Here is a 16,630-nt window from a genome sequence, read left to right as displayed (position 1 = left end):
ACGATGACAGGGAAAGTAAATTCTTCACACACTTATTTTTAGCGAACCGGGGATGGTGAAAGCCCGGAATAAGCGAAGATATTGAAGATCACCCTTGAGTTCTGAGTTGAACCTGCTTTTGCAGTAAGTAAATGAAGCGTTTCATTCACGTTACGAATGCTCGAGAGGATGGATTCACTTTGTGAATCTTTCTAGCCAGGGTGGTACCGCGGGAAGCTAAGCTTTCTCGTCCCTTTTTTAGGGATGAGAGGGCTTTTTATTTTGGCCGGATATCAAGTCATCGGTTCGAATGAATTTATGAAAAGACGGATGGAGGATTTAATGATGGAATACAAAGATACCTTATTGATGCCTAAAACTGAATTTCCAATGCGGGGGAATTTGCCGAAACGTGAACCGGAAATCCAAGAAAAATGGAATGAAATGAACATCTATAAAAAAGTGCAAGAACAAACGGAAGGACGTCCTTTATTCATTTTGCATGATGGACCTCCGTATGCAAACGGCGATATCCATATGGGCCATGCAATGAACAAGGTTTTAAAGGATTTCATTGTCCGATTTAAATCTATGAGCGGTTTTCAAGCTCCGTATGTACCTGGCTGGGATACGCATGGGCTTCCGATCGAAACGGCATTGACAAAAAAAGGCGTGAAACGGAAAGAAATGAGCGTTGCCGAATTCAGAAAGCTTTGTGAAGAGTATGCTTATGGTCAGATTAACAATCAACGTGAGCAGTTTAAGAGAATAGGGGTCCGTGGTGATTGGGATAATCCTTATATCACATTGAAGCCTGAATATGAAGCCCAGCAAATCAAGGTATTCGGTGAAATGGCGAAAAAAGGCTATATTTATAAAGGGAAAAAACCTGTTTACTGGTCCCCGTCAAGTGAATCAGCTCTTGCCGAAGCAGAAATTGAATATCAAGACAAACGTTCTGCGTCCATCTATGTTGCTTTTGAAGTCACAGATGGCAAAGGTGTAATCGAAGAGGGCGTCAAAATCATCATCTGGACGACAACACCATGGACGATTCCGGCTAATCTTGGTATTTCATTGCACCCGCAATTAAATTACGTAGTGGTGGCTGTCGAAAATGAAAAGTACTTACTTGCTGAGGCACTGCTTGAGTCGGTTACGGAAACATTAGGCTGGGAAAACCCGTCTATCCTGAAAACAGTTAAAGGAAGCGAGTTGGACCGTGCTGTTGCCAAACATCCTCTTTATGACCGCGAATCTTTAGTGATGTTAGGTGAGCACGTAACGACTGAAGCTGGAACGGGTTGTGTTCATACTGCGCCTGGCCATGGTGAAGATGACTTTATCATTGGGCAAAAATACGGCTTGGACGTACTTTGTCCTGTAGATGAAAAAGGAGTCATGACGGAAGAGGCAGGGGAATTTGCCGGATTATTTTATGATCAAGCGAATAAACCTATTACCGAAAAATTAACTGAAGTAGGCGCGTTATTGAACTTGACGTTCATTACGCACTCTTACCCACATGACTGGAGGACGAAGAAGCCAACGATCTTCCGTGCAACAGCACAATGGTTCGCGTCAATCAAAGACTTCCGCAGTGAACTTCTGGAAGCGATTGAAGAAACCAAATGGGTACCGGCTTGGGGCGAAACGCGCCTATTCAATATGGTCCGTGACCGCGGGGATTGGTGTATTTCCCGCCAACGCGCTTGGGGAGTGCCAATTCCTGTGTTTTATGCAGAAAATGGCGAGCCGATCATTACGGATGAAACAATCAACCATATTTCAAATCTATTCCGCGAACACGGTTCAAACATCTGGTTTGAGCGTGAAGCGAAAGATCTTCTGCCTGAAGGCTATACACATGAAGGCAGCCCGAATGGTATCTTCACGAAAGAAACGGATATCATGGACGTATGGTTCGATTCCGGTTCTTCTCATCAAGCGGTACTTGAAGAAAGAGACGACTTGCAACGGCCTGCTGACCTTTATTTAGAAGGGTCCGATCAATATCGCGGCTGGTTTAACTCATCGCTTTCAACAGGTGTTGCAGTTACAGGCAAAGCGCCATATAAAGGTGTACTTAGCCACGGTTTCGCATTGGATGGCGAAGGCCGTAAAATGAGTAAGTCGATTGGGAATGTTGTACTGCCATCCAAGGTCATGAACCAACTTGGTGCAGATATCTTACGCCTTTGGGTAGCTTCGGTGGATTACCAATCGGATGTCAGGGTTTCCGATCCTATTTTAAAACAAGTTTCGGAAGTTTACCGTAAAATCCGTAATACATTCCGCTTCCTGTTAGGGAACTTGGATGGATTCAATCCAAAAACCGATAAAGTGGCAGTCCAAGAATTGCCTGAAGTCGATCGATACATGCTCGTTAAATTGAATAAACTGATCAAACATTCGAAGCTAAGTTATGAAAATTATGAGTTTGCTACAATTTATAATATGGTCAATAATTTCTGTACACAGGATTTAAGTTCGTTCTACCTTGATTATGCAAAAGACATTCTTTATTGTGAAGCTCCAAATGGTAAAGAGCGTTTGGCCATTCAAACGGTCCTTTACGAATCATTGGTCAGCTTAACCAAATTGGTGTCACCGATCCTCTCTCATACAGCTGATGAAGTATGGGCGTTCATTCCGGGTGTAACGGAAGAAAGTGTACAGTTGACATTGATGCCTGAAGAAATTTCCGTTGATGATGCTGAAGTCATTGAAGAAAAATGGACGGCGTTCATGGATGTCCGTGATAATGTTCTAAAAGCATTAGAAGAAGCCCGTAACCAGAAGGTCATCGGAAAATCACTAAACGCTAAAGTGATGGTATATGTTAATGAAGAAACGAAGAATCTGCTTGATGGCATCAAGGAAAGCTTTGAACAGCTATTCATCGTATCCGAATTCGAAATCGCTGGCGATGTGGCAAGTGCTCCAGCAGAAGCGGTTAAACTTGAGGATATAGCGATCCTTGTTACAAAAGCAGAAGGTGAAACGTGTGAACGTTGCTGGAATGTTTCGAAGGAAGTAGGTCAAGTGGAAGAACATCCAACACTTTGCCCGCGTTGTGCTACAGTCGTGAAAGAGCATTACGTGAATCAATAATTCCCACAAAAAAAGCCGGTCCCTTTATAAAGGGCCGGCTTTTTGCGGGAATAAAAGCTAAAACCCAAATCGGGAATTCTACCTTTATCCAATCTTCCTGATATTCTTCAGGTACAGTTAGCAGACTTATGCTTTTCGGATTAGTCATTATTTCTAGTTTATGCTACAATTCAAAAGTGAAGATTTGATTAGTTTGGGGGAAAAAATGTGTTTTATTATTTGATTGCCCTTTTGGTCATAGCTATCGATCAGCTGACAAAATGGATGATTGTGAAAAAAATGGAGTACGGAGAAAGCATTGAAATTATTGAAAACCTTCTATATATCACCTCGCATCGTAATCGTGGGGCAGCATGGGGAATTCTACAAGGTCAAATGTGGTTTTTCTACATCATCACCATCGCTGTCATTATTGGACTTGTCTATTATATTCAGAAAATGGCGAAGGAAAGCATTTTGCTTGGAGTTGCACTTGCTCTCATGCTAGGCGGTGCGATTGGTAATTTCATCGATCGTGTTGCTCGTCAGGAAGTAGTGGATTTCGTTCATACCTATATTTTCAGCTACAGTTTCCCGGTATTTAATGTTGCTGATGCTGCGCTTTCAATTGGTGTCGGACTGCTCGTGATTCATATGTTTTTAGAAGAAAAAAACGCTAAGGAGAAAGATAATGGATAAAAGGTTATACAGCATCGATGAAACACTAAAAGGAGTTAGGATTGATAAGGCTCTTTCCACTTTGAATGAGGAATGGTCACGTACTCAGGTCCAGCAATGGATTAAGGATGATCATGTTTTGGTAAATGGCACGGCGATAAAGACGAATTACAATGCTATTCCTGGCGATACAATCGAAGTGACGATTCCTGATCTTGAGGAATTGGATGCGGTAGCAGAGGAAATGGATTTGGATATCTATTATGAAGATAAAGATGTACTCGTTGTTAATAAACCGAGCGGCATGGTCGTCCATCCGGCACCGGGACATGTATCTGGCACGCTTGTAAATGGATTGATGGCTCACTGCAAGGATCTTTCTGGAATTAACGGAGTCATGCGGCCTGGAATCGTCCATCGGATCGACAAAGATACATCAGGTTTATTGATGGTTGCCAAAAATGATATGGCACATGAGAAACTGGTACAGCAGCTTGTTGATAAAACGGTTACCCGTAAGTATCAAGCTGTAGTTCATGGTGTGATCCCTCATGACTTCGGAACGATCGATGCACCGATCGGCCGCGATAAAAAAGATCGCCAAAGTATGACTGTCACAGATTCGAATTCCAAAAATGCTGTCACGCATTTCCGTGTCATCGAACGCTTCAAAGCTTTCACTTTGGTGGAATGCCAGCTTGAAACAGGAAGAACACATCAAATCCGTGTACACATGAAATACATTGGCTTCCCACTGGCGGGAGATCCGAAATATGGTCCGAAAAAGACACTGAAATTAGATGGACAAGCGTTGCACGCGGGTCTTCTAGGTTTCATTCATCCGCGTACAAATGAGTATATGGAATTCGAAGCTCCGATTCCGGAAGAGTTTGAAAATCTAATTAATCAATTACGTAGAAGTAAGGATTGACAAATTCGTTTTTCTGATATATTATAATAACAACTTAATAAGAACCTTTAACACAGTTCAGAGAGACTGAGAAGGAAACGGATACGCAAAGTGGGATAACCATGCCCATGGCGATAAAATCCTCATGCCTTCTTGGCATGAGGATTTTTTGTTGAAATTAACCTATCAGAAAAAAGGAATCGGGGTGGCCGACGTGTTGAATGAGAAAGCCATAGTACTTGATGAGCAGGCCATTAGCAGAGCCTTGACGAGAATTGCCCATGAAATTATTGAGAAAAATAAGGGTATTGAGAATTGCGTCTTAATCGGGATACGTACTCGCGGGATTTTCCTCGCTGACCGACTTGCAAAGCGCATCAATCAAATAGAAGGCAAGGAAATAGAACTTGGTGAACTGGATATTACACTTTATCGTGATGACCTTTCGAAAAAGACCAATGATGGGGAACCCATCGTAAAAGGCTCAGACATTCCGGTCAATATCACTGACAAGAAAGTGATTTTAGTGGATGATGTTCTTTTCACAGGCAGAACCGTTAGAGCGGCAATGGATGCTCTAGTGGATTTGGGAAGACCTTCGCAGATCCAGCTCGCCGTATTAGTGGATAGGGGACATAGGGAATTGCCGATTCGCGCGGATTTTGTCGGCAAAAACGTTCCGACTTCTCAATCTGAAAAAATTACAGTTACTTTAACAGAAGTAGATGAAGTAGATCAAGTTACTATATTAGAAAACTAAACAACATGAAAATTTCATATTACCCTTTTAAAGACAGTCCAGAGAGGCTGGCAAAGGGGAGTCAATCGGGAGAGCTGTGCCTACGCATAGGCATTCGCCTTCTGAGAAACCCTCTTTGTATATTGCAAAGAGGGTTTTTGCAGTTTTGATGGAATTTTCATGAGGGGGATACGGAAATGGAAGAAACTAAAAGGGACATCGTACTGGATGTCGAGGACGTGCCAAAGGCTGGCCAGTGGATTACGTTAAGCATCCAGCATTTGTTCGCCATGTTCGGTGCAACGGTGCTGGTGCCATTCTTGGTAGGATTGAGCCCGGCGGTAGCACTGGTTTCAAGCGGATTGGGCACACTTTCATACTTATTGATAACCAAAGGTAAGATACCTGCTTATCTCGGTTCATCTTTCGCTTTCATTTCGCCAATCATCGCGGCTAAGGCTCTAGGAGGTCCGGAAGCGGCCATGATCGGCTGTTTTGCAGCAGGGTTCATATATGGGATAGTAGCTTTGATTATCCAAAAAGTCGGATTGCGCTGGTTGATGAATATACTTCCTCCGGTTGTGGTGGGTCCGGTGATTATCGTAATCGGATTAAGCCTAGCCGGAACGGCCGTGGACATGGCAATGTATGATCCACAAGATAAATACAGCGTAACATATATAGTGATAGCGCTGATCACTTTAGCGGTAACCATCATCTGCAACGTGTTCTTTAAGGGATTCATTAACTTGATCCCCATTTTAATGGGAATCATAGTCGGCTACGGCTGTTCGGCTGTTGCAGGTATAATAGATTATGAACCGATCAAGTCAGCACAATGGTGGGAAATGCCTGAATTCATGTTTCCCTATGTAACCTATACACCGTCCTTCTCATGGGAAGTCATTGCCATCATGGTACCGGTCGCCATCGTAACTTTATCAGAACATATCGGACACCAGATGGTACTGAGCAAAGTAGTCGGCAGAAATTTTTTGGAAAATCCCGGTTTGCATCGCTCGATTTTAGGAGATGGAGCAGGAATCATGATTGGTTCCTTAATCGGTGGGCCGCCGCTGACTTCATATGGCGAGAATATTGGGGTCCTGACTATGACAAAGGCGTACAGTGTGTATATCATCGGTGGGGCAGCATTGACTGCAATCATCTTTGGCTTTAACGGTAAGATTTCAGCAGTCATCAGCTCGATACCTACAGCTGTGATGGGCGGTATTTCCATCTTGCTCTTCGGTATCATCGCATCAAGTGGATTGAGGATGCTGATTGATAATAAGGTCGATTTTGACAAGAAAAGGAACCTGATGATAGCTTCAGTCATCCTGGTGTTAGGAATCGGAGGAGCGTTCGTACAACTATCGGAAACGGTATCGCTTTCCGGAATGGCACTTTCAGCCATCGTCGGAATCCTTCTTAACTTGATTCTTCCGGACCGTGAAAAAATATCCGGAGATATATTTGAAAAATAAGATACTGCATCAAAACAATAAATCACCTTTTAAAAGAAGTCCAGAGAGGCTTAAAAGGGTGTTGCTGTAAAGAATGAGAACGGGATAAAGTGTAAACCATTCCGTGTCCTCACACTCTTTATGACCTACACCCTGTCCTTAATGGCGGGGTATTTTTTATGCCCCGCATCACAAATGTGAAAGGAGCAGGATCGATGAAAAAATTATTGACCATGAATGAATTGACTTTAACTGATATTGAAAGAATTTTACATGAGGCAGAGTGTTTTGCCAACGGATCTAGCTGGAATCCAAAGCAGCAGACCACAGTTGCCAATCTCTTCTTTGAACCAAGTACACGTACAAAATCAAGCTTTGAAATGGCTGAAAGAAAATTGGGACTAGAGGTCATTCCTTTTGATGCGGGTACATCATCCGTGTTAAAAGGTGAAACCTTATATGACACTGTTAAAACGTTAGAAGCAATAGGTGTAAATGCCTTGATCATCCGTCATGAACAGGATAATTATTTTGACGAATTGAATGAGAAGATCGGGATTCCAATAATCAATGCAGGGGATGGCTGCGGAAATCATCCAACCCAATCATTACTGGACTTATTGACGATAAAACAAGAGTTTAAAAGTTTCAAAGGTCTGAAGATTTCCATAATCGGTGATGTGAGGCATAGTCGAGTTGCGAAATCGAATGCAGAAGCATTAACTCGTTTAGGAGCGAATGTCGTATTTTCGGGTCCGCCTGAATGGTTTGACAGAACAGACAGTTTAGGAAGGTATGAAGACATCGACCATGCGGTAGCTACCTCGGATGTGGTCATGCTGCTCAGAATACAGCATGAAAGGCATAATGAAAAATACGATCAGGCAAATGGAGATTATCTGGAAAGTTTCGGCCTGACCAAACAACGTGAAAAAAATATGAAACCGGGTGCGATCATCATGCATCCTGCACCAATAAACCGCGGTGTTGAAATAGACAGTGATTTAGTCGAATGCAGCCGCTCAAGAATTTTTAAACAAATGGAGAATGGCGTGTTCATTAGAATGGCCGTATTAAAAAATGTGCTTGAACAATCCGAAGGGGGAAACATTCATGAAAACAGTAATCAAAAATGGAGTATTGCTAGATAATCAAAACTCATTCAAAAAAGCGGACATTGAAATGGAAGGCAAGGTAATCACAAAGATCGGCGAGAACTTGGCAACGGAAAATTGTAAAGTAGTTGACGCTGAAGGGTTACTTATCACATCAGGTTTCATTGACCTGCATGTCCATTTACGCGAACCGGGCGGTGAACATAAAGAAACAATCGCAAGTGGAACGCTTGCAGCGGCAAGAGGCGGTTTCACTACGGTAGCGGCAATGCCTAATACAAGGCCAGTTCCCGATACAGTGGAAAACCTTGAAGCGCTAAACAGGAAAATTGAAGAAACGGCTCATGTCAGGGTACTCCCATATGCATCCATTACGATTAGGGAAGCAGGCAAGGAGTTGACCGACTTTTCTTCATTAAAACAAACGGGTGCTTTCGCCTTTACGGACGATGGCGTGGGAATTCAAGAAGCAGGGATGATGCTGGAAGCGATGAAACGGGCAGCCGCTCAAGATATGGCCATAGTTGCTCATTGTGAAGACAATAGCTTAATCAATAAAGGCTCCGTCCATGAAGGAAGATTCTCAAAAGAACAGGGAATCAATGGAATTCCGTCAGTATGTGAAGCTGTACATATTGCCCGGGATATCCTCCTTGCTGAAGCGGCGGATTGCCATTATCACGTTTGCCATATTTCCACGAAGGAATCGGTAAGGACGGTAAGGGATGCCAAACGCGCCGGTATCCGCGTCACAGCCGAAGTTACACCGCATCACTTATTATTGTGTGAAGATGATATACCGGGACTTGATACGAATTATAAAATGAACCCGCCATTGAGGGGCCGTGAAGATCGGGATGCATTAATAGAAGGACTGCTTGACGGAACCATCGATTTTATAGCAACTGACCATGCCCCGCATGCGGCAGAGGAAAAAGCGCAGGGAATGCAGCTGGCTCCTTTCGGAATAGTAGGATTGGAAACGGCCTTCCCGCTGCTTTACACCGAATTGGTTAAAAAGGGCGTCATTACATTAAAGCAATTGATCGATTTCATGACAATCAAACCATCTGAAAGTTTCTCCCTTCCTTATGGAGAGCTAAAGGAGGGTGCTATCGCGGATATCGTGCTCATCGATTTGGAAACAGAAAAAGAAATTAATGCTGAAGAGTTTGCTTCAAAAGGAAAAAATACACCTTTTAATGAAAAGAAATGTTATGGCTGGCCAGTCATGACGATTGCGGAAGGAAAAATAGCTTGGGAAAAAGGACGTGTTCAAGGATGAAAAGACAGCTAATTTTAGAAGACGGGACAGTATTCCTTGGGGAAGCATTCGGAGGGGACGTAGAAAAAATAGGTGAAGTCGTTTTTAACACAGGAATGACGGGGTACCAGGAGATTCTATCCGATCCATCCTATTGCGGTCAAATCGTTACACTTACGTATCCATTAATCGGGAACTACGGAATAAACCGGGATGATTTTGAATCCATCAATCCAGCGATATCGGGATTCGTCGTTAAGGAAACGGCAGAACTTCCTTCCAACTGGAGAAACCAATTATCACTTGATGAATATCTGAAAATGAAGAACATACCTGGAATAAGCGGAATCGATACGAGAAAGCTGACTAGAATCATCAGGAAATCAGGTTCACTTAAAGGGGCGCTCTGCAATATCAATAAAGATGCAAAAGAAGTCGTTTCCCAGTTGAAAGCAACAGTGATTCCTTCTAATCAAGTGAAACAGGTTTCAACAAAAGCACCTTATTCCAGTCCGGGCAGAGGCCCGCGGGTAGTTCTTGTAGATTATGGCATGAAGCATGGGATTTTACGTGAGTTGACGAAGCGCGGCTGTGATGTCGTGGTTGTGCCTTATAACGTCACGGCCGAAGAAGTGATGCAATATCATCCGGATGGCGTGATGCTTTCAAACGGTCCTGGAGATCCGAAAAGTGTTCATGAGACGCTTGAAATGATCCGTACAATCCAAACTCAAGTGCCATTATTCGGAATTTGTTTAGGACATCAATTATTCGCACTGGCAAACGGGGCGGATACGGAAAAATTAAAATTCGGCCATCGAGGTTCTAATCATCCGGTTAGGGACCTTCGTACCGGAAAGGTATCCATCACATCTCAAAATCATGGATATACAGTAGAAGAGCTTTCCATTGAAAATACAGAACTTATTGTGACACATACAGCATTGAATGATGATACGATTGAAGGTCTGCGCCATAAAAAGTATCCGGCTTTCACCGTACAATATCACCCGGAAGCATCACCAGGGCCGGAAGATGCCAACTACTTATTCAATGAATTCTTACAAATGATTGAAGCTGCAACCAACAAGGGGGAAAAAACATGCCAAAACGCACTGATATAAAAAGCATCCTAGTAATTGGTTCCGGTCCGATCGTCATCGGACAGGCCGCCGAGTTCGATTATGCAGGAACCCAAGCGTGTATAGCCTTAAAAGAAGAAGGTTATCGTGTGATCCTGATTAACTCTAACCCTGCTACAATCATGACAGACAGTGAAATGGCTGACGCGGTTTATATCGAACCGATCACATTGGAATTTGTCAGCAAAATCATTCGTAAAGAGCGCCCGGATGCACTGTTACCTACCTTGGGCGGACAGACTGGTTTGAACATGGCAGTCGAGCTTGCCGAAGCAGGAATCCTGGAAGAATGCAATGTACAGATTCTTGGGACCAAACTTTCAGCTATCCAACAAGCGGAAGACCGTGACCTTTTCCGTACGCTAATGAACGATCTAGGGGAACCAGTACCTGATAGCGACATTATTCATAACTTGGAAGAGGCTTATACATTCGTTGAACGAGTCGGCTACCCAGTCATTGTTCGTCCTGCCTTCACGCTTGGCGGAACAGGCGGTGGGATTTGTGATAACGAAGAGCAGCTGATCGAGATTGTTGAGGGTGGCCTGAAAAGCAGCCCGGTACACCAATGTCTGCTTGAGAAGAGCATTGCCGGTTTCAAAGAAGTGGAATATGAAGTGATGCGTGATTCAAATGATAATGCGATAGTCGTTTGTAATATGGAAAACTTCGATCCTGTCGGTGTCCATACAGGCGATTCAATTGTTGCCGCACCAAGCCAAACATTAAGTGACAGAGAGTACCAAATGCTTCGAAATACGTCTTTGAAGATTATCCGTGCCTTGAAGATTGAAGGTGGATGTAATGTTCAGCTGGCGCTAGATCCAAACAGCTATCAATATTATGTCATTGAAGTGAACCCAAGGGTCAGCCGTTCGTCGGCACTTGCTTCAAAAGCAACAGGATATCCAATTGCAAAGCTTGCAGCAAAGATAGCCGTTGGTTTGACGCTCGATGAAATGATGAACCCTGTCACTGGCAAAACCTATGCCAGCTTTGAACCGGCACTGGACTATGTCGTTACGAAAATTCCGCGCTGGCCTTTCGATAAGTTCGAAAGCGCCAACCGTAGGCTCGGGACCCAAATGAAGGCAACCGGAGAAGTCATGGCAATCGGCCGTACATTCGAGGAATCAATCTTAAAAGCTGTCCGTTCCCTTGAAGCGGGTATATACCATCTTAATTTGAATGACGAGTTTGAAGATGGAAAAATAGAGAAACGGATCCGAAAAGCGGGAGATGAACGGTTATTCTATATCGGTGAAGCGTTAAGAAGGGGAATAACGATCGAAACAATACACGAATGGAGCCAGATCGATTTATTCTTCTTGCATAAGTTGAAAAAGATTATCGACTTTGAAAAGCAGCTTAAAGAACATTCTTTTGATTGTGAAGTATTGCAAAAGGCTAAAGAACTAGGGTTTTCTGACAAAACGATTGCAGAAATATGGGGAGTTCCCGAAATTGACGTCTATGAGTACCGTAAACAGCAAGGGATCATCCCTGTTTACAAAATGGTTGATACATGTGCTGCGGAATTCGAATCGGAAACACCGTATTTTTATGGGACATACGAAGATGAGAATGAATCCATCGTTACTGACAAGAAAAGTGTCATTGTTCTGGGATCAGGCCCAATTAGAATCGGGCAAGGAGTAGAGTTTGATTATGCGACCGTACATTCGGTATGGGCCATTAAAGAAGCGGGATATGAAGCGATCATCATCAACAACAATCCCGAAACAGTTTCGACGGATTTCAGTATCTCCGACAAACTTTATTTCGAACCATTGACTATTGAAGATGTCATGCATGTCATCGATTTGGAAAAACCGGAAGGGGTCATCGTCCAGTTTGGTGGACAGACAGCAATCAACCTTGCAGATGGTCTTGTTGAAAGAGGAGTGAAGATCCTTGGTACTTCACTTGAAGACCTGGATAGGGCGGAAAATCGCAATAAATTCGAAAGAGCACTTAAGGATTTAGGCATCCCGCAGCCAAAGGGTAAAACCGCAACATCGGTTGATGAAGCGATCGTCATCGCTGAAGATATTGGTTATCCGGTTTTAGTAAGGCCATCGTATGTTCTCGGAGGAAGAGCGATGGAAATCGTCTATAAACAAGAAGAATTGCTGCATTACATGAAAAATGCCGTGAAAATAAATCCGGATCATCCTGTCCTGATAGACCGCTACTTAACGGGTAAGGAAATCGAAGTCGATGGAATTTCCGATGGCGAAACGGTCGTTATCCCTGGAATCATGGAGCATATCGAACGTGCAGGCGTCCATTCAGGTGATTCGATTGCAGTCTATCCGCCTCAAAATTTAACGGAAAAACAGAAAGAAGTAATCATCGATTATACGACCAGATTGGCAAAAGGTTTGAATATAATTGGTCTCTTGAACATTCAATATGTCATCAGCAATGAAGAAGTGTATGTGATTGAAGTAAATCCACGTTCAAGCCGAACCGTTCCATTCTTAAGTAAAATTACGAACGTGCCGATGGCTAACTTAGCCACAAAGGTCATCTTGGGCCACACGCTTGAAAGCCAAGGTTACAAATCGGGGTTAGTGCCAGAACAAACTGGAGTCTATGTGAAAGTGCCGGTCTTCTCTTTTGCGAAATTAAGAGGTGTGGACATCTCACTCGGACCTGAAATGAAATCGACTGGTGAAGTAATGGGGAAAGATAGCACTCTTGAAAAGGCTTTATACAAAGGGCTGGTCGCTTCCGGTTTCAAAATTAAGGGGCATGGTTCGGTGTTATTGACGATATCTGATAAAGATAAGCAAGAAGCGCTACTTTTAGCAAGACGTTTCCATAATATCGGTTTCAAGCTGATAGCCACCAGCGGAACCGCTGCCTTATTGAAGCAATCCGGCATCCCTACTGCGATTGTCGGTAAAATTGGCGAAGAAGGTACAAACCTGCTGGATGTTATCCGGAACGGGGAAGCACAATTTGTCATAAATACTTTGACAAAAGGTAAGCAGCCGGCCCGAGATGGTTTCAGAATCCGACGTGAATCGGTTGAAAATGGAGTGACATGCCTAACATCACTTGATACGGCAGAAGCTATTTTAAGAGTGATAGAATCCATGACTTTCTCGGCAGAAGCAATGGGAAAAACGGAAAAAAGTCGTGAGGTGAGCTATATATGATCAAGAAGGAAAGAATGAAGGTGTTAAATCATAAGGAACTGGCCCCATCCATTTTTGAACTTACTCTGCAAGGTGAATTGGTTTCAGAGATGAATCAGCCAGGCCAGTTTGTCCAAGTCAAGACAACAGATGGCACTGAGCCATTGTTAAGACGCCCGATTTCAATTTCTTCTTACAACAACAGTGAAAAACAGTTCACGATGATATACCGCGCTGAAGGTAAAGGAACGACGCTGTTATCACAGCGTAAAGAGGCGGAAGCGGTCGATATCCTTGGACCCCTTGGCAACGGATTTCCCGTTCATGAGGCCAAAAAGGGCGAAACGGCATTATTGGTTGGTGGCGGGATTGGGGTCCCGCCCCTGTATCAATTATCACGGATGTTGGTTGCGAAAGGTGTTAAGGTAATCCATGTATTGGGCTTCCAGACCAAGTCAGCCATCTTTTACGAAAAAGAATTCAGTGAATTAGGTGATACTTATATTGCCACGGTGGATGGTTCATATGGGACAAAAGGATTTGTTACGACTGTAATAGACAACCTGGAGCAAGAGTTTGCAACGATCTTTTCATGCGGGCCGACACCAATGTTAAAAGCGTTGGAAGCGGGCTATCGTGAGAAAAAGCTTTACCTGTCCCTTGAGGAAAGGATGGGGTGCGGCATCGGTGCATGCTTTGCCTGCGTGTGTCATACAGGGGATGATCCAACTGGTTTCAGTTATAAAAAGGTATGCAGTGATGGACCCGTATTCCGGGCAGGAGAGGTGGTATTATGAGCAGGCTTTCAGTTGAATTACCAGGATTAAACTTGAAAAACCCGGTCATGCCAGCATCTGGATGCTTTGGATTCGGCCGTGAATACAGTCAATTTTTCGACTTGGATATTCTTGGGGCGATCATGATCAAAGCGACCACTCCTGAGCCGAGGTTCGGTAACCCGACTCCGCGTGTTGCGGAAACCTCTTCGGGAATGCTGAACGCTATCGGTCTGCAGAATCCAGGTTTAGAAAAGGTCATCAGTGAAGAATTGGCCTGGCTAGGTGGGTATGATGTTCCCATCATCGCCAACGTTGCCGGTTCGCAAATAGATGACTATGTAAAGGTAGCCAGTGATATAAGTAAGGTGGGGAATGTAAAAGCACTTGAATTGAATATCTCTTGTCCGAATGTAAAAGAAGGTGGCATTGCTTTCGGTACGGTGCCGGAAGTTGCTAAAGAGGTGACCAAGGCGGTTAAGGAAGTGTCTTCCGTCCCTGTATATGTGAAGCTTTCACCGAATGTCAGTAATATTGTGGAAATGGCTAAAGCCGTAGAAGAAGGCGGTGCCGACGGTTTGACAATGATAAATACATTAGTCGGCATGCGATTGGATTTAAAAACTGGCAGACCGATCCTTTCTAACAGGACGGGTGGGTTATCTGGTCCTGCAATAAAACCTGTTGCGCTCCGGATGATTTATGAGGTAAGCCAGCAAGTGTCTATTCCGATCATCGGAATGGGCGGCATCGCTACAGCGGAAGACGTCATTGAATTTTTCTATGCGGGTGCAAGTGCCGTTGCGGTGGGAACCGCTAACTTCGTGGATCCCTTTGTATGCCCGACCATCATCGAAGAATTACCGAAATTGTTGGATGAGCTCGGATTTGACCATATTTCAGAATGTACCGGAAGGAGCTGGAAGCAGAATGAAGCAGTCACTAATTATCGCTCTTGATTTCCCTGACCTCATTCAAACAGAAGAATTCCTAAAACAGTTCCATTCGGAAAAACTGGCTGTAAAAGTGGGGATGGAATTATTTTATCAGAATGGACCATCAATAATTTCTTTCGTAAAAGAGCAAGGCCACGATGTGTTTTTGGACTTGAAGCTTCATGATATTCCGAATACGGTCAAAATGGCCATGACAGGATTGGCAACTTTAGGGGCTGACATGGTCAATGTACATGCGGCGGGTGGACAAAAGATGATGGAAGCAGCCATGGAAGGTTTGGATAAGGGAACGTCCGCTGGTAAAAAACGTCCATTATGCATAGGGGTTACCCAACTGACGAGCACGTCACAAGAACAAATGAATGTTGAGCAAAACATTGCCGGATCTCTGGAGGACTCGGTCCTCCATTATGCAAAACTTACTAGACAGGCAGGATTGGATGGCGTCGTCTGTTCCACCCATGAAGTAAAGAACATACATGAACGCATCGGTCATGAATTCTTAACGGTCACACCTGGAATCCGAAGTGCAGGTGGACAGGCGCATGATCAAAAGAGAATTGCCACGCCTGAACAGGCTAGGGATTTTGGAGCGGATGCCATCGTTGTAGGGAGAGCCATAACGGGGGCGGCAGATCCATTAAGGGCGTATTTGGATATGAAAGCAGCTTGGGAGGGAATATCATGTTAAATAATAAGATAGCTGAACATCTATTGGAAATAAAAGCAGTGTACCTACAGCCGAATGACCCCTTTACTTGGGCATCTGGAATTCAATCACCCATTTATTGTGACAACCGCTTAACCCTTTCATACCCAGAGGTTCGCAATGAAATAGCGGAAGGATTGAAAGGATTGATTGAACAGAATTTCCCTGAGGCTGAACTGATTGCAGGCACAGCAACTGCCGGCATTCCGCATGCAGCTTGGGTGAGTGAAAAATTAAATGCACCGATGTGCTATGTTCGATCCAAAGCCAAGGAGCACGGAAAGGGCAATCAAATCGAAGGCCGTGCTGTTCCAGGACAAAAAGTGGTGGTTGTGGAAGACTTGATTTCAACCGGCGGAAGTGTGATTACTGCTGTTAATGCACTGAAAGAAGCTGGCTGTGATGTTCTAGGAGTCGTTTCAATCTTTACTTATGAATTGGAAAAAGGAAAAGAAAAATTCGATGCTGAGGGCATTATTAACCATTCATTGAGTGACTACTCGACTTTGATAAAAGTCGCTAATGAAAAAGGGTACATCACAGCAGAAGAATTGGAAAAGCTAAAAAAATGGCGGGAGAATCCAGCTGATACGGCTTGGATTTCTGCATGAAAATAGAGGTGGCCCAATCACAAAGGATTGGGCCACCTCTATTTTT

Annotated in this window: 13 protein-coding genes; all 13 read left to right on the top strand. The window is 43.8% G+C overall.

Annotation, left to right across the window (positions count from 1 at the left end):
* Positions 1 to 324: 324 nt before the first annotated feature.
* The 13 genes from ileS (at position 325) to pyrE (ending at position 16,584) form a co-directional block, all read left to right on the top strand.
* Entirely contained in the window at positions 325 to 3,093 is a 2,769-nt protein-coding gene (ileS, locus tag FNK51_RS01335) for an isoleucine--tRNA ligase (protein WP_141992230.1), read from the top strand.
* 207 nt (positions 3,094 to 3,300) lie between these two features.
* Positions 3,301 to 3,771: a signal peptidase II gene (gene lspA / locus FNK51_RS01330; protein ID WP_098371069.1), complete on the top strand. Its 471-nt coding sequence runs from the start codon at positions 3,301 to 3,303 to the stop codon at positions 3,769 to 3,771.
* Complete coding sequence (locus FNK51_RS01325) at positions 3,764 to 4,681, top strand: RluA family pseudouridine synthase (protein ID WP_141992210.1); 918 nt, start codon at positions 3,764 to 3,766, stop codon at positions 4,679 to 4,681. The genes lspA and FNK51_RS01325 overlap by 8 nt, the downstream gene beginning before the upstream one ends.
* Positions 4,682 to 4,877: 196 nt before the next feature.
* Positions 4,878 to 5,420 (top strand): bifunctional pyr operon transcriptional regulator/uracil phosphoribosyltransferase PyrR, encoded by a 543-nt coding sequence (gene pyrR / locus FNK51_RS01320; RefSeq protein ID WP_098371383.1) that lies wholly within the window; start codon positions 4,878 to 4,880, stop codon positions 5,418 to 5,420.
* Between the two features lie 176 nt (positions 5,421 to 5,596).
* Positions 5,597 to 6,886 (top strand): solute carrier family 23 protein, encoded by a 1,290-nt coding sequence (locus FNK51_RS01315; RefSeq protein ID WP_098371067.1) that lies wholly within the window; start codon positions 5,597 to 5,599, stop codon positions 6,884 to 6,886.
* Positions 6,887 to 7,080: 194 nt separating this feature from the next.
* Positions 7,081 to 8,016: an aspartate carbamoyltransferase catalytic subunit gene (locus FNK51_RS01310; protein ID WP_141992209.1), complete on the top strand. Its 936-nt coding sequence runs from the start codon at positions 7,081 to 7,083 to the stop codon at positions 8,014 to 8,016.
* Positions 7,979 to 9,265 carry a dihydroorotase gene (locus tag FNK51_RS01305; protein WP_098371066.1) on the top strand — a complete coding sequence of 429 codons (1,287 nt, stop codon included), beginning with the start codon at positions 7,979 to 7,981 and terminating at the stop codon, positions 9,263 to 9,265. Before FNK51_RS01310 ends, FNK51_RS01305 begins: the two co-directional genes overlap by 38 nt.
* Positions 9,262 to 10,368: a carbamoyl phosphate synthase small subunit gene (locus FNK51_RS01300; protein ID WP_141992208.1), complete on the top strand. Its 1,107-nt coding sequence runs from the start codon at positions 9,262 to 9,264 to the stop codon at positions 10,366 to 10,368. Before FNK51_RS01305 ends, FNK51_RS01300 begins: the two co-directional genes overlap by 4 nt.
* A complete protein-coding gene (gene carB / locus FNK51_RS01295) occupies positions 10,347 to 13,553 on the top strand; it encodes a carbamoyl-phosphate synthase large subunit (RefSeq protein ID WP_141992207.1) in 3,207 nt (1,068 codons plus the stop codon). The genes FNK51_RS01300 and carB overlap by 22 nt, the downstream gene beginning before the upstream one ends.
* On the top strand, positions 13,550 to 14,329 hold the full coding sequence (locus FNK51_RS01290) for a dihydroorotate dehydrogenase electron transfer subunit (protein WP_098371063.1): 780 nt from the start codon (positions 13,550 to 13,552) through the stop codon (positions 14,327 to 14,329). The genes carB and FNK51_RS01290 overlap by 4 nt, the downstream gene beginning before the upstream one ends.
* Entirely contained in the window at positions 14,326 to 15,267 is a 942-nt protein-coding gene (locus FNK51_RS01285; protein ID WP_098371062.1) for a dihydroorotate dehydrogenase, read from the top strand. The genes FNK51_RS01290 and FNK51_RS01285 overlap by 4 nt, the downstream gene beginning before the upstream one ends.
* Positions 15,239 to 15,955, top strand: coding sequence for an orotidine-5'-phosphate decarboxylase (pyrF, locus tag FNK51_RS01280; RefSeq protein ID WP_141992206.1), 717 nt, complete (start codon positions 15,239 to 15,241; stop codon positions 15,953 to 15,955). The genes FNK51_RS01285 and pyrF overlap by 29 nt, the downstream gene beginning before the upstream one ends.
* Positions 15,949 to 16,584 carry an orotate phosphoribosyltransferase gene (gene pyrE, locus FNK51_RS01275; RefSeq protein ID WP_098371060.1) on the top strand — a complete coding sequence of 212 codons (636 nt, stop codon included), beginning with the start codon at positions 15,949 to 15,951 and terminating at the stop codon, positions 16,582 to 16,584. The genes pyrF and pyrE overlap by 7 nt, the downstream gene beginning before the upstream one ends.
* Positions 16,585 to 16,630: the final 46 nt, after the last annotated feature.

The organism is Bacillus sp. B4EP4a, assembly GCF_006680105.1.
In the GTDB taxonomy this organism is placed as follows: domain Bacteria; phylum Bacillota; class Bacilli; order Bacillales; family DSM-1321; genus Peribacillus; species Peribacillus simplex_E.
The sequence above is the reverse complement of the archived record's forward strand: the minus strand, read 5'-3'. Positions and strand labels throughout refer to the sequence as shown.